Annotated in this window: 14 protein-coding genes and 1 pseudogene; 9 read left to right on the forward strand and 6 right to left on the reverse strand. The window is 62.5% G+C overall.

The window, feature by feature from the left end; translation table 11 throughout:
- The first annotated feature begins 146 nt into the window (after positions 1-146).
- From M1D78_RS03560 to alr, 7 genes are all read left to right on the forward strand, one after another.
- Positions 147-2,291, forward strand: coding sequence for a PAS domain-containing protein (locus M1D78_RS03560; RefSeq protein ID WP_437422566.1), 2,145 nt, complete (start codon positions 147-149; stop codon positions 2,289-2,291).
- Positions 2,292-2,479: 188 nt separating this feature from the next.
- Entirely contained in the window at positions 2,480-2,902 is a 423-nt protein-coding gene (gene rpsF / locus M1D78_RS03565; protein ID WP_243607453.1) for a 30S ribosomal protein S6, read from the forward strand.
- Positions 2,903-2,930: 28 nt separating this feature from the next.
- Positions 2,931-3,161 carry a 30S ribosomal protein S18 gene (gene rpsR / locus M1D78_RS03570; RefSeq protein ID WP_019340128.1) on the forward strand — a complete coding sequence of 77 codons (231 nt, stop codon included), beginning with the start codon at positions 2,931-2,933 and terminating at the stop codon, positions 3,159-3,161.
- 34 nt (positions 3,162-3,195) lie between these two features.
- Positions 3,196-4,089: a hypothetical protein gene (locus tag M1D78_RS03575; protein WP_437422567.1), complete on the forward strand. Its 894-nt coding sequence runs from the start codon at positions 3,196-3,198 to the stop codon at positions 4,087-4,089.
- A 21-nt stretch (positions 4,090-4,110) separates the two neighbouring features.
- Positions 4,111-4,557 carry a 50S ribosomal protein L9 gene (rplI, locus tag M1D78_RS03580; protein WP_243607451.1) on the forward strand — a complete coding sequence of 149 codons (447 nt, stop codon included), beginning with the start codon at positions 4,111-4,113 and terminating at the stop codon, positions 4,555-4,557.
- A 109-nt stretch (positions 4,558-4,666) separates the two neighbouring features.
- Positions 4,667-6,061: a replicative DNA helicase gene (gene dnaB / locus M1D78_RS03585; RefSeq protein WP_437422568.1), complete on the forward strand. Its 1,395-nt coding sequence runs from the start codon at positions 4,667-4,669 to the stop codon at positions 6,059-6,061.
- A 124-nt stretch (positions 6,062-6,185) separates the two neighbouring features.
- Positions 6,186-7,262 (forward strand): alanine racemase, encoded by a 1,077-nt coding sequence (alr, locus tag M1D78_RS03590; protein WP_437422569.1) that lies wholly within the window; start codon positions 6,186-6,188, stop codon positions 7,260-7,262.
- Here alr and M1D78_RS03595 read toward each other — a convergent pair.
- Positions 7,250-9,083, reverse strand: a pseudogene (locus M1D78_RS03595) (diguanylate cyclase domain-containing protein). The gene alr and the pseudogene M1D78_RS03595 overlap by 13 nt on opposite strands.
- 195 nt (positions 9,084-9,278) lie before the next feature.
- Here M1D78_RS03595 and M1D78_RS03600 point away from each other — a divergent pair.
- The gene (locus M1D78_RS03600) at positions 9,279-11,570 is read left to right on the forward strand and encodes a YgiQ family radical SAM protein (protein ID WP_437422570.1); all 2,292 of its coding nucleotides are present in this window, start codon (positions 9,279-9,281) and stop codon (positions 11,568-11,570) included.
- 33 nt (positions 11,571-11,603) lie between these two features.
- On the opposite strand, the gene M1D78_RS03605 is transcribed toward M1D78_RS03600, so the two are convergent.
- Together M1D78_RS03605 and M1D78_RS03610 are read right to left on the reverse strand one after the other, a co-directional pair.
- The gene (locus M1D78_RS03605) at positions 11,604-13,565 is read right to left on the reverse strand and encodes a methyl-accepting chemotaxis protein (RefSeq protein ID WP_437422571.1); all 1,962 of its coding nucleotides are present in this window, start codon (positions 13,563-13,565) and stop codon (positions 11,604-11,606) included.
- Between the two features lie 53 nt (positions 13,566-13,618).
- Positions 13,619-15,229: a diguanylate cyclase gene (locus tag M1D78_RS03610; protein ID WP_437422572.1), complete on the reverse strand. Its 1,611-nt coding sequence runs from the start codon at positions 15,227-15,229 to the stop codon at positions 13,619-13,621.
- A gap of 212 nt (positions 15,230-15,441) precedes the next feature.
- On the opposite strand from M1D78_RS03610, the gene M1D78_RS03615 reads away from it, so the two are divergent.
- Positions 15,442-16,497, forward strand: a complete 1,056-nt coding sequence (locus tag M1D78_RS03615; RefSeq protein ID WP_437422573.1) for a DUF2333 family protein — start codon at positions 15,442-15,444, stop codon at positions 16,495-16,497.
- A 67-nt stretch (positions 16,498-16,564) separates the two neighbouring features.
- On the opposite strand, the gene M1D78_RS03620 is transcribed toward M1D78_RS03615, so the two are convergent.
- The 3 genes from M1D78_RS03620 to M1D78_RS03630 all read right to left on the reverse strand — a co-directional run bounded on the left by M1D78_RS03620 (position 16,565) and on the right by M1D78_RS03630 (position 19,840).
- Positions 16,565-17,905, reverse strand: coding sequence for a sigma-54-dependent transcriptional regulator (locus M1D78_RS03620; RefSeq protein ID WP_437422574.1), 1,341 nt, complete (start codon positions 17,903-17,905; stop codon positions 16,565-16,567).
- Positions 17,906-18,018: 113 nt separating this feature from the next.
- Positions 18,019-19,611, reverse strand: a complete 1,593-nt coding sequence (locus tag M1D78_RS03625) for a sensor histidine kinase (protein ID WP_437422575.1) — start codon at positions 19,609-19,611, stop codon at positions 18,019-18,021.
- The gene (locus M1D78_RS03630) at positions 19,601-19,840 is read right to left on the reverse strand and encodes a PP0621 family protein (protein WP_437422576.1); all 240 of its coding nucleotides are present in this window, start codon (positions 19,838-19,840) and stop codon (positions 19,601-19,603) included. The genes M1D78_RS03625 and M1D78_RS03630 overlap by 11 nt, the downstream gene beginning before the upstream one ends.
- Positions 19,841-19,872 lie beyond the last annotated feature (32 nt).

Consider the following 19,872-nt stretch of genomic DNA (forward strand, 5'->3'; position numbering starts at 1 on the left):
CCCCTTCCGAACCAGATCGCGCCTCGTGCGGTCCATTGTCGATCCCGTGCCGCCTTGGTGCTCAATGTCGCTCTGCTGCACGTGCCCGGCTTTAGCCTGGCGCTGAGCCGAGTCCGGCCGCGTCAGGCTAGCACCATGGAGGTTGTATGCCGCAACGCCCGCCTTTCGAGGCATTGTTCAGGGTTTCACCAAACGCTTACCTGCTGCTGGATCGGGATCTGGTGATCCTCGATGCCAACGATGCCTATCTGAAACTGACTGCCCGCGCGCTCGAAGAAATAGTCGGCAAGCGCATCCATGATGCTTTTACCGCAGATCCCGATGCGCCTGAAACAACGCATGTGGATGAGCTGCTCGAATCTTTCGCGCAAGTCCTGCGGACACGTGCGGTCGACAGCCTGCCGGTGATCCGTTATTCGATATTGGTCGGCGAAGGCGACTCGGCCGTCTACCAGGATCGGTACTGGAGTGCGACGCATACACCCCTGCTCGACGAGAGCGGGGAGGTTGCCATGATTCTGCAGCACACCGTCGATATCACCGAACTGCAGTCGTTAAAGGCGTCGCTGCGCTCGGCTGAGGCGGGCGCGCAGCCGCCGCAGCAGATCGAGGCTGGCATCATGTCCCGCGCGAGGCTGATGCAGGATGAGGGCAAACAATTGCGTCAGTTGTTCGCTCAGGCGCCGGGGTTCGCCTGCTTCTTGCGCGGCCCAGAACATGTATTCGAACTGGCCAATGCCGCCTACGAGTCGCTGACCGGGCACCGGCCGCTGATCGGGCGGACTGTACGCGAGGCGCTTCCCGAGCTGGAAGGGCAGGTGTTTATCGATTTGCTGGACGATGTCTACCACAACGGTCAGCCGTACATTGGGCGAGGTATGCGAGCCATGCTGCGGCGGCAGCCCGAAGCCGAGCCCGAGGAAGTCTACGTCGACTTCGTGTTCCAACCGATCATTGAGCGTGACGGTAAGGCCTCTGGAATATTTGTGCTGGGCAGCGATGTGACGGAGCAGTACCGCAGCCAGCAGGAATTGCAGGCCCATCGTGATCATCTGGAGGAATTGGTTCGCGAGCGTACCCAGGAGCTGTCGCACAGCGAGTCCGAGCGTCGTGTTGCAGAAGCGGCGCTGATGCAGGCGCAAAAGCTCGAAGCTGTGGGCAAGCTTACCGGGGGCATCGCCCACGATTTCAATAACATGCTGCAGATCATCGGCGGCAATCTGCAGTTGCTGCGGCGTAGTTTGGGCGGTGACGAAACGGCACTCAGGCGACTCGATTCGGCGGTTGGCGGTGTTGAGAAGGGTGCTCGACTGGCCTCGCAACTGCTGGCGTTCGCCAGCCGTCAGCCGTTGTTGCCGCAAGCAGTGGACCTCGGCGCGCTGCTCGAGCAGATGAGCGAGCTGCTCAACGGGGCGCTGGGGCGCGCCGTTCAATTAACGATTGATGGTCAGGTTGGGCTGTGGCCTGTTTCGGCGGACACCGGCAATCTGCAGGCAGCGATTCTCAATCTGGCGGTCAATGCACGCGATGCGATGACGAGTGGGGGCGAGCTCAGGCTGCTCCTGCGTAATCGAAGCTTCGACGCATCGGCGCTAGCCGCCCATCCAGACGCAGCGCCGGGCGACTATGTGGAACTGAGCGTGGTCGACCGCGGTGAGGGAATGCGACCCGAAGTGCTGTCACGCGCCTTCGAGCCCTTCTTCACGACTCGCCAGGCCAGCAATGCCTCGGGCCTTGGCCTGAGCATGGTGTATGGATTCGTCAGGCAGAGCGGCGGTTTCGTTGAGCTTGAGAGCGAGGCGGGTGCGGGCACGGTGGTGCGCATTTGCTTACCCCGAGATGCTTCCCATATGGATGAGGGTGCAACCTTGGAGGCGAGGGGGAATGCAGCGTCTGTGGTCGCTAGCGACCCCGCCTCGACGCGCTCCGGCGCCCTGGCGATTCTTTTCGTCGAGGACGATCCAACCTTGCGCATGCTCACCGGCGAAGTAATGGAAGAGCTCGGGCACCGGGTGACACCGTGCGACTCCGCCGAAGAGGCGTTGGAGCAGTTGGAGCGGAGCAGCTTCGATGTATTGCTGACCGACGTGGGCCTGGCCGGCATGAGCGGTACCGAGCTGGCCCGCCAGGCAAAGGCGCGGCATCCGTCGCTCAGCATCGTCATCGCCTCGGGCTATCCGGTAGATGCACGCGAGGAAGGCCTGGAGGGGTTGAAATCCATGCTCAAGCCTTACGACATCCAGCAGGTGCGTGCGCTGCTCGATGGCATTCGTGACGAGCGTGGGGGCTGACCGGACGCTCGTCGAGCTGGTTAAAACTTCACCAGATCGCCTTGCGCGGGCGGGCGCGCTTCTCTAGAATTGCGCCCCTTGCCCGAGCGGCAGGCGTTTGCGCGCCTCACTGCCGGCAAGACAATATCCAGATTCACTCCTTGCCTGATCCGCGCACAGCGGCAGGCTGCAACCCGTAAGGAGCAACAATGCGTCATTACGAAATCATCTTCCTGGTCCACCCGGATCAGAGCGAGCAGGTCGGCGGCATGGTGGAGCGTTACACCAAGCTGATCGAAGAAGACGGCGGCAAGATCCATCGCTTGGAAGACTGGGGTCGTCGTCAGCTGGCCTATGCCATCGACAACGTTCACAAGGCTCACTACGTGATGCTGAACGTCGAGTGCAGCGGCAAGGCCCTGGCCGAGCTGGAAGACAACTTCCGCTACAACGATGCCGTCATCCGCAACCTGGTCATCCGTCGCGACGAAGCCGTGACCGAGCAGTCTGAAATGCTCAAGGCCGAGGAAAACCGTAGCGAGCGCCGTGAGCGTCGTGATCGCCCTGAAACTGACAATGTCAACGAAAACGACAATGACAGCGACAGCCGCGACAACAACGCGGACGAGTAATCCACGGACCTATTGAGGAGCCTATTTCATGGCACGTTTTTTCCGTCGTCGTAAGTTCTGCCGTTTCACCGCAGAAAACGTCAAAGAGATCGACTACAAGGATCTCAACACCCTGAAGGCCTACATTTCCGAAACCGGCAAGATCGTTCCCAGCCGTATCACCGGAACCAAGGCACGTTATCAGCGCCAGCTGGCCACCGCTATCAAGCGCGCCCGTTTCCTGGCCCTGCTGCCCTACACCGACAGCCACGGTCGTTGATCGAGCTGTTCGACAGAAGTAAAGGATAGATCGCATGCGCGCCCTGGCTGATTTCATCATGCGCGGCCGTGTGCAAGCCATCGTGGTGGTGGCAGGCTCCGCGGCATTGCCGATGTTGTTCTGGCTATCTGCGGCTGCCGGAAGCCTGGTGTTGTTGCGTCGTGGGTTTCGGGATGCGTTGGGCGTGTTGGTCTGGGCCATAGTGCCCGCCTGTGCCTGGTGGTTCTTCGGTGATCCACGCACGTTGCTGGTCTTGCTGGGTTCGTTCGGTCTTGCGTGGTTGTTGCGCGACCAGGCGTCCTGGTCCCGCGTGATGCTGTGTAGCGTAGGGCTTGGGCTGTTGTACGCCTGGGCGCTCGGAGTGGTTTTCGGTGAGCCGATTGCGGCACTCGCCACAGAGTTGCAAAAAGTGCTGCCCGAGATGTTGTCGGACGCCTACCAGCAACTCTCGGCAGATGAGCAGGCGCGATTGGGTTCGCTGCTGACACCGGTTCTGACCGGTCTGTTGGCGGCCTTGCTGCAAATTGCCACGCTACTCAGCCTGATGCTGGGGCGTTACTGGCAAGCATCGCTCTACAACCCAGGTGGGTTCGGTCTGGAGTTCAGGGCACTGCGGTTCACCCCGCTGCCGGCGATGTTGCTGTTGATGGGCATCCTGCTAGGGCCGAGCCTAGGCGTACAGATGGCGATGATGGCGCCGTTGTGCAGTGTTCCGCTGGTTTTTGCTGGCATCGCATTGCTCCACGGGCTGGTCAGGCAAGGGCGTATGGCCCGGTTCTGGCTGGTTGGGCTTTATGTCACGCTGGTGTTGTTCATGCAGTTGATTTATCCGTTACTGGCCGTTTTGGCCGTTGTCGACAGTTTGTTTGATTTTCGCGGGCGCGCATCTCGTGATGACGATGTGGGACCTGCGGACGGTGAAGGTTAAAAGTTAAGAGGTAAGGCTCAAATGGAAGTCATCCTGCTGGAAAAAGTCGCAAACCTGGGCAACCTGGGCGACAAGGTAAACGTCAAGGCCGGCTACGGCCGTAACTACCTGCTGCCACAGCGCAAGGCCACTGCTGCGACCCCGGCGAACATCGCCGAGTTCGAAGCACGCCGTGCCGAGCTGGAAAAGGCCGCTGCCGAGCGCAAGGCGTCCGCCGAAGCGCGTGCTGCGCAATTGGCTGAGCTGGAAGTCACCATCACCGCGACCGCGGGCGATGAGGGCAAGCTGTTCGGTTCCATCGGTACCCACGACATCGCCGATGCGCTGACCGCCTCCGGCGTCGAAGTGGCCAAGAGCGAAATCCGTCTGCCTAACGGTACTATCCGTCAGGTCGGCGAATACGACGTCGCGGTGCACCTGCACACTGACGTCGAAGCGACCGTCAAGCTGATCGTGGTCGCTGGCTGAAGCCAGTCGTTGTCTGGCACCACCGGTGCCTGACGCGTAACATCGGGCACGTTTCCACCCAGGTGGAACGTGCCCTTTGTCTTTCTGAACCCATTGATTCACGAGTGCCATGAACGACATCAGCATCCCACAGCAATACGATCTGGAAACCGCCGCGCTCAAGGTGCCGCCGCATTCGATCGAGGCCGAACAAGCCGTGCTGGGTGGCCTGATGCTCGACAACAATTCCTGGGAGCGCGTGCTCGATCAGGTGTCCGATGGCGATTTCTATCGCCATGACCACCGGCTGATCTTCCGCGCGATCTTCGCCCTCGCCGAACGCAACTCGCCGTTCGATGTGGTGACGCTTTCCGAGCAACTGGACAAGGAAGGCCATCTGGCTCAAGTCGGCGGGTTGGCCTATCTCGGTGAGCTGGCGAAAAACACACCCTCGGTCGCGAACATCAAGGCCTATGCGCAGATCATTCGCGAGCGCGCTACGCTGCGGCAGTTGATCGGCATCAGCAACGAGATCGCCGACAGCGCCTACGCACCGCAAGGCCGCACCGGCGAGGAAATTCTCGACGAGGCAGAGCGGCTAATCTTCCAGATTGCCGAAGCGCGGCCAAAGACCGGCGGCCCAATCGGCATCAACGACATCCTGGTCAAGGCGATCGATCGAATCGATACGCTGTTCAATGCAGGCGAAGCGATCACGGGCCTGTCCACTGGTTTTACCGATCTCGACGAAGCGACCAGCGGCCTGCAGCCAGCGGATCTCATCATCGTGGCGGGCCGCCCCTCCATGGGTAAGACCACCTTCGCCATGAACCTGGTCGAAAACGCCGTGCTTCGCTCCGACAAGGCGATCTTGGTCTACTCGCTGGAAATGCCTGCCGACTCCATCGTGATCCGTATGCTGGCCTCGCTCGGTCGCATCGACCAAACCAAGGTGCGTACCGGCAAGCTCAGCGATGACGATTGGCCGCGACTCACCTCGGCCGTCAATCTGCTCAACGACCGCAAGCTGTTCATCGACGATACCGCGGGTATCAGCCCGTCGGAAATGCGCGCGCGCACCCGGCGTTTGGCGCGCGAGCACGGCGAGATCGGCATGATCATGGTCGACTACTTGCAGCTGATGCAGATTCCCGGCTCCAGCGGCGACAACCGGACCAACGAAATTTCCGAAATCTCCCGGTCCCTCAAAGGCCTGGCGAAGGAGTTCAATTGCCCGGTGATCGCCTTGTCGCAGCTCAACCGCTCCCTGGAGCAACGCCCCAACAAGCGCCCGGTGAACTCCGACTTGCGCGAATCGGGGGCGATCGAGCAGGACGCTGACATCATCATGTTCGTCTACCGGGACGAGGTCTATCACCCGGAGACCGAGTACAAGGGCGTCGCCGAAATCATCATCGGGAAACAACGGAACGGCCCGATTGGCACGACCCGCCTGGCCTTTCTTGGCAAGTATTCACGGTTCGAGAACCTGGCGCCGGGTAGCTATCAGTTCGACGACGAGTAGCCGCTGTCGGCATGTTCCGTACTTCGGTGCGAGCCGTGCCTTTGCATAGCGGGTCGGCCTGCACGACCGAGTGTGCGCAGAGTAAGATTCCCGCCTCGCCCGCCGCTGTACAGGAATCACACCCATGCGCCCGTTGGTCGCCACGGTCGATCTGACCGCGATACGCCACAACTACCAGCTCGCCAAGCAATGCGCGCCCCAGCGCAAGGCGTTCGCCGTCGTCAAGGCCAACGCCTACGGCCACGGCGCGCCTGAAATCGTGGCGGCGTTGCACGATCTTGCCGATGGCTTCGCTGTAGCCTGCCTCGAAGAAGCCGAAACGATTCGTGCTGAGGCCCCCGAGACGCGAATCCTGCTGCTCGAAGGTTGCTTCGAACCCGCGGAATATCTGCGCGCTGCCGAGCTGGGGCTGGACGTCGCAATTCAGGACCGGCGCCAGGCTGAATGGCTGTTGCGCGCTGAGTTGGCGCGGCCGCTGAACGTGTGGCTTAAACTGGACTCGGGTATGCACCGGCTGGGCTTCAGCCTGGCTGAGCTGAGGGAATGCCATGCGCTGCTGACGGGAGCGGCTCAGGTCAGCGAACTGAACCTGATCAGCCATTTTGCCTGCGCCGACGAGCGCGGCCATCCGCTGAACGAACTGCAGCTTGAACGCTATGCGGAGCTGCTGCCGTTGGCGTTCGATCAGTGCTCGCTAGCTAATTCCGCTGCGGTGCTGACCTTGCCACAGGCACATATGGCCTGGATCCGGCCCGGCATCATGCTCTACGGCGCCACGCCATTCGCCGAACTGAGCGCCAGGGAGCTGGGGCTCAAGCCGGCAATGACGCTGACCGGGGCGCTGATCGCGGTGCGTGAGGTGCCGGCCGGTGACAGCGTCGGCTACGGTGCCAGCTGGGTGGCGCAGCGACCCTCGCGAATCGGAACGGTGAGCTGCGGTTATGCCGATGGTTATCCGCGCAGCGCGCCGGCCGGCACGTCAGTGGTCATCCACGGGCAGCGTGTGCCCTTGGCTGGTCGGGTATCGATGGACATGCTTGCGGTGGACCTTACCGACTTGCCGCAGGCTCATCCTGGTGATGCGGTAGAGCTGTGGGGCGCGCAGATGCCGATCGACGAGCTGGCCCAGGCATGCGGCACCATTGGCTATGAATTGCTGACCAAAGTGACCGGCCGGGTGCCGCGTCGTTATATCGGCTGATCGGCCGCGGCCTGTCCGTCCTGTTGCACCCAGTTCGCCCGGCCCCGCTGCTTGGCTTGATAGAGCGCTTCGTCCGCCGCTTTGTGGAGCTGTGAGAACTCACCGGCATGACGGGGAAAGAATGCCGCGCCGACGCTGACAGTCACGGCCAGCCCAACACCTCGATAAGGCACCGGCCGCGACAGTTCATCAAGCAGGCGTTCGGCAATCGGCGCGGCGTCCTGCTCAGCATCCGGCCCGGTCAGCAGTACCGCGAATTCGTCGCCGCCCAGCCGGGCAGCCATGTCGCTGCTGCGCACCAGGCTGCGCAAACGCTGGCCAAGGGTGCGCAACAGTAGGTCGCCAGCATCGTGGCCGTACCCGTCATTGATCGGCTTGAAGTGATCCAGATCGATCAACAGCAGCGCAACGGACTCGCCCCGCTGGCGAGCCTCGCCCATGGCCTGCTCGATGCGCTCGATTAGGAAGCGGCGGTTCGGCAGCTCGGTCAGCGGGTCGTGGAAGGCTGCCTGCTTGAGCTCGACTTCCTGGGCGCTGAGGTGCCGGTTGGCTTCGGCGAGTTCCGCGGTGCGTGCCTCAACGGCAAGGCTGAGCTGTTCGGCGCTGGCTTGAATGTGTCGCAGCCGCTCGCTCTTTTCGCGGTCGGCATGCTCCAGCGCCGCGGCGCGCTCCTGTTTGAGAATCTGGATGCGGTAGGCCAGGGCAAAGGAGAACAGGATGGATTCGGCAGCAACGGCCAGCGGAAAGGCGAATGCATTCCAGGCGGCGGGCTGGACGACGCCGGTCGCACGCAAGAGCAGCAGGTTGACGCTGCCGAGAATCACGCCGAAACCGAGCAGGTAGAGCACCGCTGGAAAGTAGCCTTGGCGCCAGCGGCCAAACGAGGCCCAGAGCGAGGCCGGTATCGCAGTGAACGCCAACGCCACGAAGACCCAGGCGCCGAATGCGCGCCAGCCGAAGGCATTGAGCAGCACAGCGAGCCCGTAGAGCACGCAGGCGAAGGTCAGCAGCCGATGCGCCCAGGGTACGAAGCGGCGCGTTTGCAACAAGGTTTGTGTGAAGCGACAGGCGCTGAAGCCCCACAGTGCCGGGATGCTGATGCGATCCAGCCAGAACGGGACCGGCCCGCCAGGCCAGAGGTACTGGAAACCGTGGCCGGTCATCGCCAGGATCATCAGCAGGGCGCCGCTGGTGGTCATGACGTACCAGAAATAGGCGGTGTCGTGCAGGCTGAGAAAAATGAACAGGTTGTAGAGCAGCATCGCCAGGATCACGCCGTAGACGAGGCCGAGAAACAGGTTCTCGCCAACGGCCTGCTCCTGCAGCGCGTCGAGTTGCCAAACCTTGAGCGGAAAGGAATTGCCGGCCGGGTCATAGCTGCGCAGGTAAACAGTCGCCGCCTGTTGGTCGTCCAGCGGCGGCAGCCGGAACAGCATGCGTCGATAGGGGTAGTCGCGCCCTTCGTTGAAGCCGACCCGCTCTCCGGATTGCCGCTCTTGCCAGCCCCCATTGCCGTCCGGCAGGTAGAGGCGCAGATCCTTCAGCGTGACCGAGCCGACTTCCAGCCACCAGGACGCCGGCGCGTCGTGGGTGCGCTGGAGTTTGACCCGGATCCACCAGGGGTTCGGGCTCTGCCCTACGCTGGCCTTGCCGTGGGCGGGCTGGAAGCGGGCCTGTATCTCGGGGGCTTGAAGCTGTTGGATGTCCAGCTGCGTCCCGGCCTTCCAGCAGGTCGACCTGGGTGTTGAGCCCGCGGCCACTGTCGGTCGGGTCGAGAACGAGGGTGTCGGCCCGAGCGATGCCCAGGCTTGAGAGGGTCATGAGCAACGCGATGAGAAGGGTGCGCACCGGGATATCCGGAACTCGAAGCAGGGGCTGGGTCGCGCGAGTATAACGGCGCGCAGGGGCGGCGGGTGCGCCTGTCGCCCCGCGTGAGAAAGACCCTGCGCAATGGTCGGGCTTGATCATTTTTTGTGCTATATTCCGCGCCCGTTTTCGTTGCCCCGGTGCTCCGCCATGCACGCAGCCAAGCCATTGTTCGACTATCCCAAGTACTGGGCCGAGTGTTTCGGTCCAGCGCCTTTCCTGCCGATGAGCAGAGAGGAGATGGATCAGCTCGGCTGGGATTCGTGCGACGTGATCATCGTCACCGGGGACGCCTACGTCGACCATCCGTCGTTCGGCATGGCGATCATTGGCCGCCTGCTCGAAGCGCAGGGCTTTCGCGTTGGCATCATCAGCCAGCCCAACTGGCAGAGCAAAGACGATTTCATGAAGCTCGGCCAGCCGAATCTGTTCTTCGGCATCGCGGCGGGCAACATGGATTCGATGATCAACCGCTACACCGCCGACCGGAAGGTGCGCTCGGATGACGCCTATACCGCTGGCGGGCAGGCCGGCAAGCGCCCGGATCGCGCCAGCCTGGTCTACAGCCAGCGTTGCAAGGAGGCCTACAAGGACACGCCAGTGATCCTTGGTGGCATCGAGGCATCGCTACGCCGCATCGCCCACTACGATTACTGGCAGGACAAGGTCCGCCGCTCGATCCTGATGGACGCCACGGCCGACATCCTGCTGTACGGCAACGCTGAGCGCGCTGTGGTCGAGGTGGCGCAGCGCCTGGCTCGTGGTGAACGGGTCGAAGAGATCACCGACGTACGCGGCACCGCCTTCCTGCGCAAGGATTCGCCTCAGGGCTGGTTCGAGATCGACTCCACCCGGATCGACCGTCCGGGCAAGGTCGACAAGATCATCAATCCTTACGTCAGTACCCAAGACCTGCAGTCGTGCGCCATCGAGCAGGAAAAAGGCGGGAGTGGCCTGGCGGATGACCCGAACGAGGCGAAGGTCGTCCAGTTGCTGCCGAACCCGAAGATCGAGCGCGACAGGACCGTCATCCGGTTGCCGTCTTTCGAGAAAGTGCGCAACGACCCTGCGCTTTACGCCCATGCCAACCGCGTCCTGCATCTGGAGACCAATCCGGGCAATGCGCGTGCGCTGGTGCAACGGCACGGCGACCATGACATTTGGCTGAACCCGCCGCCCATTCCGTTGAGCACCGAGGAGATGGACTATGTGTTCGCCTCGCCGTTCGCGCGGGTCCCGCATCCGGCGTATGGCGGCAGCAAGATTCCAGCCTACGAGATGATCCGCTTCTCGGTGAACATCATGCGCGGCTGCTTCGGCGGCTGCACCTTCTGTTCGATCACCGAGCATGAAGGCCGAATCATCCAGAACCGCTCGCACGAATCGATCCTGCATGAGATCGAGGAGATGAAGAAGCTGCCGGGGTTCACTGGCGTGGTGTCCGACCTCGGCGGGCCTACCGCCAACATGTATCGCATCGCCTGCAAGAGCACGGAGATCGAGAAGCACTGCCGCAAGCCGTCGTGCGTGTATCCCGGCATTTGTGAAAACCTGAACACCGACCATAGCTCGTTGATCGAGCTGTACCGCAAAGCGCGCGCGCTGCCAGGCGTGAAGAAGATCCTGATCGCCTCGGGGCTGCGTTATGACCTCGCCGTGGAATCGCCCGAATACGTCAAGGAACTGGTCACCCATCACGTCGGCGGCTATCTGAAAATCGCGCCCGAGCACACCGAGCGCGGGCCGTTGGACAAGATGATGAAACCTGGAATCGGCTCCTATGACCGGTTCAAGCGCATGTTCGACAAGTTTTCCAAGGAGGCGGGCAAGGAGCAGTACCTGATCCCGTACTTCATCGCGGCGCATCCCGGCACCACTGACGAGGACATGATGAATCTCGCGCTGTGGCTAAAGGCCAATGGCTTCCGCGCCGATCAGGTTCAGGCCTTCTACCCCTCGCCGATGGCCAGCGCCACGGCCATGTACCACAGCGGCAAGAACCCGCTGCGCAAGGTGACGTACAAAAGCGAAGAGGTCGCCATCGTCAAGAGCGAGGAGCAGCGCCGCCTGCACAAGGCTTTCCTGCGCTATCACGACCCCAAGGGCTGGCCGATGCTGCGCGAGGCGCTATTGCGCATGGGGCGCGGCGATCTGATCGGCAGCGGCAAGCACCAGCTCATCCCGGCGCATCAGCCGGCGACCGAGGGTTACCACAGCGCGCGTCGAAAGAACTCGACGCCGGCCGGCAGCAAGAAGGCGGGGCAGGGCGGACAGATCCTTACCCAGCACAATGGCTTGCCACCACGCAGCCATGACGGCAATGCCTGGGACAAGCGCGAGCAGGCCAAGGCTGCCGCCGAAGCACGCCGCAAGGCGGCGGCCGGCAACGGCAAACCGCCAAAGAGCCGCAAGCCGTCCCAGCGGCCGGCCGTACCGCGCTGATTGGCGCATCCGGGCGCTAGCGTTCCGCTTCGGTCAGCAGCGGAACGTCTGAGTCGCCCGGTTGAGGTCGCCCGCCAGGCGCAGCATCTGCTCGCTCTGCTCCCGACCTTGGCTGATGTGTTCCAGGTTAGTGTCGCCTAACTGATGGATGCGCTCGCTATGCCCGCGAATCTCGCTCACGGCGTCGCCCTGCTGGGCGGTGGCTTGCGCGATCTGCGCGGCCATGTGTTCGATGCTGCCGATGGTCTCGACGATTCGCAGCAAGGCCTGGTCGGCAGTCTCGGCGAGCTCGGCGGTGCCGCGTGCATGATCGACCTGGACGCGCATGGCTGCTAGCGACTGGTGGGCCGCCTTCTGCAACGTGCCAATCAGCTGTTGAATCTCTTCGGTCGCGCCGCTGGTGCGCTGTGCCAGTGTTCGCACCTCGTCCGCTACCACGGCAAATCCGCGGCCCTGTTCGCCGGCCCGGGCTGCCTCGATGGCCGCGTTTAACGCAAGCAGGTTCGTCTGCTCGGCAATGGCCCGGATAACGGTCAGCACGCTGCCGATCGAGCTGGTCTCGTTGGCCAGGCGTTCAATGGCGACGGCGTTGTCCTCTACCTCATCGACCAGCCCACGCAGGCCGGCCAGGCTCTGGCTGATCACCTGCTGTCCATGCGCGACGGCGCTGCTTGCCGCCTGCCCGGCTTCCGCGGTTTGTCCAGCGCCGTTGGCTACGTCCTGGATAGTCGCTTCGAGTTCGGCCAGTGAATCTCGAATCTGTGCCGTGTCTTCGGTCTGGCGACTCGCGCCCTGATGCAGGTTGCTGCTCATCAACGCCAGGTTGTGGCTGCTCTGGCTGACTTCTTCGGCGTGTTCGCGCAGCGTGCCGACCAGCCCCAGCAGGTAGCCGCGCAACTGGTTGAGCGAGGTCGCGATATCGATCAGTTCCGGTGTGTTCGAGCGAAGCGCGACGTGTTGACTGAAGTCGCCCTTTGCCCAGGATGAGAGCGCCGGGACCAATTGGCCGAGCGCCTGCGTGAGACGCCGCTGCAGTTGGTCGATGGCCAGGGCGATCAGCAGGATCAACGCGATGATGGTCCCCTGGATCAAACGCACCTCGAACTGGATCTGCCCATACTGGTCGCGGATTTCCGGCTCCAGCTTGCCCAGCGAATCCTGCAAACCGGCGATGCGCTCGGCACTGCTGGCTGCCAGTTCGCTGCGTTGGCGAATCAGGTCCCGGGTGCGCTGAAGCTCGGCGGGGTATCGCTTGAGCAAGCTCGACAGTTCCCGTTTGAAGGCGACCCCCTCGTCCTCGCTGCTGTCTGCCGCCTCGCTGTCCAAGTCGAGTATTGCGGCAAACGCGCTTGCACCGGAACGCTGTTCGGTGACCACGCCTAGCAGCGGCAGCGATCCAATTCGCTCCACTTCCTGGGTAAGCCCTGCCAGGGCTTGTTCGACTTCCGATGCCAATTCATCGCGGCCGCTGGATACCAGCTTGGCGCGGGCATGGCTTAGGCGTAGCAGGTGGCGGCTGGCTTCGAACAGCGGGAGTTGATAACTCGAAGCAGCCAGCGCTGAGCTTTTGCCGACATACCGTTGGAGCTGCTCGAGATTGCCTGCCAGCTCGCGCTCGGCCTGTAGTAGCAGGCCCTGAGGATCGCCTGCGAGCTTACCGGCGGCCAGCAGTTCGCCTGCGGTGAACTGGCGCAGCGCCTCGAGGCTTGGCCGCACTTGCTCGGCGAACGCGGGCGGTAGCCCTTCGATTTCGCTGGCCAGGGCGTCCAGTGATTGAACAGCCGCGTTATGACGCAGCGTATCGCCAGAGGCCAGGTAACCGCTGATGTTGCGCGCCACGTCGGTCTGAAATTGCTGCGACAGGTTGAGGTACTGCGCCATGAGCTGATAAGGACGGCTGAGCGCGCGTTCCGACCACCACAGGGTGAGGCCGAGCGCCAGGCAGATCGCCACGAGCAGCAGAGTATTGATGGTGGTGAGCGATTTAAGGCGCATTCCTGGCCTCCAGCTGGCGGGGAGGCTAGGACGGTATGGCTAAATGATGTCACTCATGTGACAGCGTCGAACCGTTCGACGCAATTTCGTCCACTCTTCTTGGCGCGGTACAGCGCTTCGTCCGCTTGCTGCGTCATGGCCTTGGTGTCTGCGCCGCTGCTCAGTTCGGTAATGCCGCAGCTGAATGTACACGTAAGGTCTGCCGGTTGGGCAGGGAAGCGTATCTCGGCAAAGCGCTGGCGAATGTCGTCGAGTACTTTCCAGGCGTCGCCGATCGCCGTGTCGGGCAGCACGACGGCGAACTCCTCACCACCGTAGCGACCGATGTGGTCGGTCTTGCGCAGGCGCTGCTTGAGGAACAAAGCCAGGCTCTTGATGACCCGGTCGCCCATCGGATGCCCGTAGGTGTCGTTGACCCGCTTGAAGTGATCGATGTCGATCATGGCAAAGCACAGCGATTGGCCGTCGCGCCGCGAGCGGGCACAAGCGTCCTCCAGCAGCTGCAGGCTGTGGGTGTGGTTGTAAAGACCGGTGAGGCTGTCGCGTACGATCCGGGCCTTGAGGTTGCGTGCCCGCTCGGCGCGGGTGCGTACCGTAGCGATCAAGTGGCTGGGCTTGATCGGCTTAGTAAGGAAGTCATCGCCGCCCTCGTTCATAGCGTCGAGCTGCTTGTCCAGGTCATCCTCGGCCGAGAGGTAGATGATCGGCACGCTGACATACCGCTCGTGCTGGCGGATCACCTTGGCTAGCTCGGTACCCATGCAGTCGGGCATGTACATGTCGAGAATGATCAGGTCCGGCTGGAACTCGGCGAGATGGTTGATCGCCTGGATGGGGTCATTGAGGGTTCGGGTAATGATGCCGGCGTTGTTCAGCACGCGCTCGGTGTGGGTGGCCTGGGCACGGGAGTCATCGATGATGAGGACGCGAAAGGGCTCGTAGTGCGCCGTGCGGGTGAAAATCTCGATCCGCTCGAGCAGGCTCGAGGCATCCAGGCTGCCGGTGAAGAAGTCCAGCCCGCCCGCGCGAACCGCGGCAAGGCGCATCGGTGTATCGGTGTCGCTGTGGCTGAAGAATAGGATCGGTAGCTTTTCCTCGAGGCCTTGCTGAATGCGCTCGACCATCTTCAACCCCTCACCCGTCCCGTTAAAGTCGACATCCATGACGATCGCGGCGGGGTGGCGCTCATGCATGGCGGCGAGGAACTGACGGTCGTCGACGAATGCCTGTGCCGTCATGCTGAAGAACTCCAGCTGACGAACCACATGCAGGGCGCGTTCATGGTTGTCCAACGCGATATAGACGGGCTTGCTCAGCGGCGGCACGTAGGCTGACTGCCCGCGCGGGTCGCCATGGCGCAGGCCGGTGCGGGCCAGGCGGTAGACCAATTGGCTGAGGGTCGAAATGGTGTCGCTCGACAGCCGGCCGCGGTTGTCGCGAATGTCGCCTAGGCACTCCTCGATGCTCAGGGCGAGCAGTCGATGTTCGTTCTGGTCGAAGCGTTCGGCGAAGCGTCGCAGCCGCTGATTGGCTTCGCTCAGGGCGCTGCGATAGGCCTCGTTCCATTCACCACGCTGCAGTTGTTGCCAGACTTCCAGCACTTCACGGGCTTGATGGATCACCCGTTGCGCGAAATGTTGCTTGAGATTTTCCTGGTCCGACATTCCCGGTTTTTCCTGGCCGATGCGACTGACCTGTCGAGGCGCGATGGTGGCTGCATGCTACCACCTCGTCCGCGTGACGATGATGCCGCTTTGGCGCGCTGGTTCTCATTGTGCGTTAGTGCCTGGCTCCCTGCGTTATAGTGGCTCGCCGATCGCAACGCTTCACGCAGACCGGCGGTCGAACCTCTGAAAACGAGAGAAGGACATTGCTCATGTTGGATTGGAAAAACCGTCTTGGCCGCTCCGGCTCGTCGGGAAACAGCGCGACGGCGGACAGGGCGGGGCGCAATTCGCTGTGGCTGGCCCTGGCCGCGGTGGTTGGTGTCTATCTGCTGGTTTCGCTGATTCTCGGTTGGTACTGGAGTCGCGAGCCGGATCGTTTCCCGGTTCAGCAGCACGTTCGACAGGCCGCGGACGCGGCACAGCGACAGATTGCCAATGGTTACACGACGGTCGAAACGCTCAAGCAGGTCGCCAGCACTTTGCTCGATAAACCGGGCGGCTACCTGACCAACGATATCGCCCCGCCCGGCCTCTGGCTGGACAACATGCCGGCCTGGGAATATGGCGTGCTGGTGCAGGTGCGCGATCTTAGCCGCGCGTTGCGCAAGGACTTTGCGCGCTCGCAGTCGCAGTCCACTGAGGACTCCGATCTGTCGAAGGCCGAGCCGCTGTTCAACTTCGATAACCGCAGTTGGGCGTTGCCGGCCAGCGAAGCTGAATACCGCAATGGCATCCGGTTTCTCGACCGCTATCTGGCGCGCCTCAGCGACCCAGCGCCGAAAGCCCAGTTCTATGCCCGCGCGGATAATTTGAACAATTGGCTGGGCGACGTGGGAACACGGCTGGGGTCGTTGTCGCAGCGGCTATCCGCCAGTGTTGGCCGGGTGCGCCTGGACGCGAAGCTGGCGCCCGAACTACAGGCACAAGGCGTAGCGCCGGAAGTAGAAGAGGAGCGCGTTGAAACGGCCTGGTTGCAGATCGACAACGTGTTCTACGAGGCTCGTGGCCAGGCGTGGGCGCTGTCGCATCTGCTGCGGGCGGTGGAGGTCGATTTCGCCGACGTGCTGGCGAAGAAGAATGCTACGGTCAGCGTCCGCCAAATCATTCGTGAGCTCGAAGCGGCGCAGGAGCCGCTGTGGAGTCCGATGGTCCTAAACGGCAGCGGTTACGGCGTGCTGGCGAATCATTCGTTGGTAATGGCCAACTACATTTCGCGGGCGAACGCGGCGATCATCGATCTGCGCAACCTGCTGTCCCAAGGGTAACGTTGCTGGTTGCGCAGCTGGAGGGGGCAGGGCGTCTCCGGGCGCTCAAGTCCGCCTCCAGTTTCCGTCAATCCAGCCCAAGCTTTTTCAAACGATAGCGCATCGAGCGGAACGACAGCCCGAGGCGCTGCGCTGCGGCCGTCCGGTTCCAGCGCGTCTCCTCGAGTGCTTGCATGATCAGCTTGCGCTCGACCTCTTCCAGGTGATCTTCGAGGTTATCGATCTGGGCAAGGCTCGCCTCACCACCGTCGCCCATCCCGGGCGCGTCGGCCAGGCGCAGGTCGGCGGCTTTGATCTGGTCGTCTTCGCACAGCGTATAGGCGCGTTCGAGCATGTTCTCCAGCTCGCGCACATTGCCGGGGAACCGGTAGCTCTGCAGTTTGGCCAGGGCGTCGGGATGCAGCCGCGCTGGCGTGTCGCCACATTCCTGCGCGAGCCGCTTCAGCATGGTATCGGCCAGCTGCGCAATGTCTTCGCGGCGTTCACGTAGCGGTGGCACGCGTAGTTCGATGACATTGAGGCGGTAATACAGATCCTGGCGAAAGCGGCCAGCGCTGACTTCAGCCGCCAGGTCTTTGTGAGTGGCGCACAGGATACGTACGTCCACCACCACTTCCTTTGCTCCCCCCACGGCGCGCACCGCTTTTTCCTGGATAGCGCGCAGCAGCTTGACCTGCATGGGGAGCGGCAGGTCCGCCACCTCGTCGAGAAACAGCGTGCCGCCATTGGCTGCCTGGAACAAGCCGAGCTTGTCCTCTATGGCGCCGGTGAAACTGCCTTTCTTGTGCCCGAAGAACTCGCTTTCCATGAGCTCAGATGGGATTGCGCCACAGTTGACCGGCACGAAGGGCTGCTCGTTGCGCGGGCCCTGTTCGTGGATCAGGCGTGCCACCAGCTCCTTGCCGCTGCCTGACTCGCCGCTGATGTAGACCGGCGCCTGGCTGCGTGCCAACTTGCCGATCTGCTTGCGCAGCTGGTTCATCGGCGGTGAGGAACCGAGTAAGCGGCTGTCGACGGTCAGGTCGTTGGGGTTGGGTGCGCGCAGGCGCAGGGCGGTGTTGACCAATTCGCGCAGCCGACCGAGGTCCACCGGCTTGGTGAGAAAGTCGAACGCGCCTGCCTTGAGCGCGCCTATGGCAGTGTCCAGGCTGCCATAGGCCGTGATCATGGCCACTGGTAACTGCGGGTATTTCTGCTGAATGTGTTGCACCAGCTCCAGGCCGCTGCCATCAGGCAGCCGCATGTCGGTCAGGCAGAGGTCATAGTGCTCGCGCGCCAGGCATTCGCGTGCTTCCTTGAGATTGCGTGCGCTGCGGGTATCGAGCTTCATGCGTCCGAGGGTGATTTCCAGCAGCTCCCGGATGTCTGGTTCGTCGTCGATGATCAGGGCTTTCTGCCGGGCGGTCATGGTCTCGTTCTTTCTTCTGCGACGGGTAGGGCGGCTTGCAATGGTAACGCCCTAGCTGGCGCTTTGTACCCCGCCCCTGATCGTTGTGTGACTTGCTGCCAGCTCCAGCTGGATCAGGCCAGCTTGCGCGGGTGCGCGAACACGATCCGGAAGCAGCTGCCGCCTTCCTCCCGTTCACGATAGTCCAGGCGCGCCTGATTGCTCTCGCACAGCTCCCGCGAAATGTAGAGGCCGAGACCGGTGCCCTTGCTTTCGGTGGTGAAGAAGGGTTCGAAAATGTTCTGGACCTGCTCGGCCGGGACGCCCGGGCCATCGTCGAGCACTTCCAGTACGGGCAGGTCGCTGGCCTCGTCACGGAACAGGCGCAGCCAGACCTGGGCCTCGTCGTGCCGCTGTGCGCTGTAGCGCAGGCCATTCTGGACCAGGTTAGTGAGCACCTGAACCAGCTGGTTGGGATCCATGCGGGTTTGCAGGGAGCTACCCTGGGTTTCCACATGGACGCTCTGGCGCGGTGGCAAGCTGGTGCGAAATTCGCTTGCGAACCGGTGCGTCCAGTATTTCAGATCGAGTAGTTGTGGTTCGGCCTGGCGTCGTCGCGACAGTTGCAAGACGTTTTCGATGACCAGGTTCATCCGCCTCGAGTGGTCCTGAATGATCTGGGCGAGACGCATGTCCGGCCCGTCCAGCGCATCGGATTCTTGCAGCAGCTGCGCCGCGTGGCTGATTGCGCCGAGTGGGTTGCGGATTTCGTGCGCGATGCTTGCCGTGAGCCGGCCCAACGAGGCGAGCTTGAGCTGCTGCGCCTTTTGCGCAATCTGGGAGATGTCTTCCAGGAAGACGAGGGTGTCTTGCGTGACGCCGTGTTGCAGGCTCGCGAAGCTGGGCTGCAGGGTCACGCCGTTGGGGGTGGCCTTGAAGTTACTCGGGCGCAGGGTTGGATTGTCACGCCAGCGCTGGAGTGCCTTGAGTAGTTCAGGGCAGCGCGGTGCCAGACGCTCGCCAGTCAGCTCGGTCTGGCCTAACAGCTCGAGCGCGCCCTGGTTGGCCAGCAGGACGCGGTCTTGTGGTCCCAGCACGATGATGCCGGTTCGCATGCGCTGCAGAATCTGGGCATTGAGTGCCTCGAGGTTGGCGACCTCCTCGGCGCGCTGGCGGGCCAGGCTTTCACTATCCTGCAGGCGCCGAGTCAGCCCTTGGACTAGCAGGGCGGCGGCAAAGCACAAGGTGCCAAGCGCGGCGGCCTGGACGTATTGGCTGCTGGCCTCGGGGTTGGCCAGGCTGAGATAGAACGTCAGGTAGATGAGTCCGGTCGCAGCCACTGCTGCAATGAGGAAACCTAGTCGCCCGCGCAGCAGGACGTTGGCAATCGCAACCGCCACGATCAATAGGTTGCCGATGCCGCTGGGTGTGCCGCCCGCGAAATAAAACAGGGCGGACAACAGGCTGACGTCCAGCACAGCCAGTGCCAGCACGGCCATTTCCCGCTTGGGGTTCTGTAGCAACACCGCAGCCAGGATATTCAGGATCAGGTAGATCCAGGCCCCCTGGGTAAAAGCCTGTGGATTGCTCATGCGCATCAGGTCGTTGTGCAGGTCGCTGCTGACGAGCAGAACCAGCACCAGCCCGATCGTGACGCGATAAAGATGGTAGAGACGCAGAATGCGGCGGCCTTGCGAGCTCAGGAACGTCAGGCGTTCAGTTCCCACCGGGCTTGCCGCTCTGTTGTAGGTGGGCCTGGCTGCAGAACCATTGGTCATTGTTCTGCAGGGCCTGATCCTGAGGCACGTGCACGCCACAGTTCGCGCAACGGACCATCAAACCGGCCTGCCTGGGCTGCTTGGCGGAACGCGTGCTGGCGCTTTTCTTCAGACGCCGCCATAGCCAGAACGCTGCGGCGATCAGGATGATCCAGAACAACAGGCGGAACAGACCCATATCGGTACTTCCTGGCTAGGCCGTGGGCAGGG

The organism is Pseudomonas sp. SA195 (assembly GCF_054131565.1).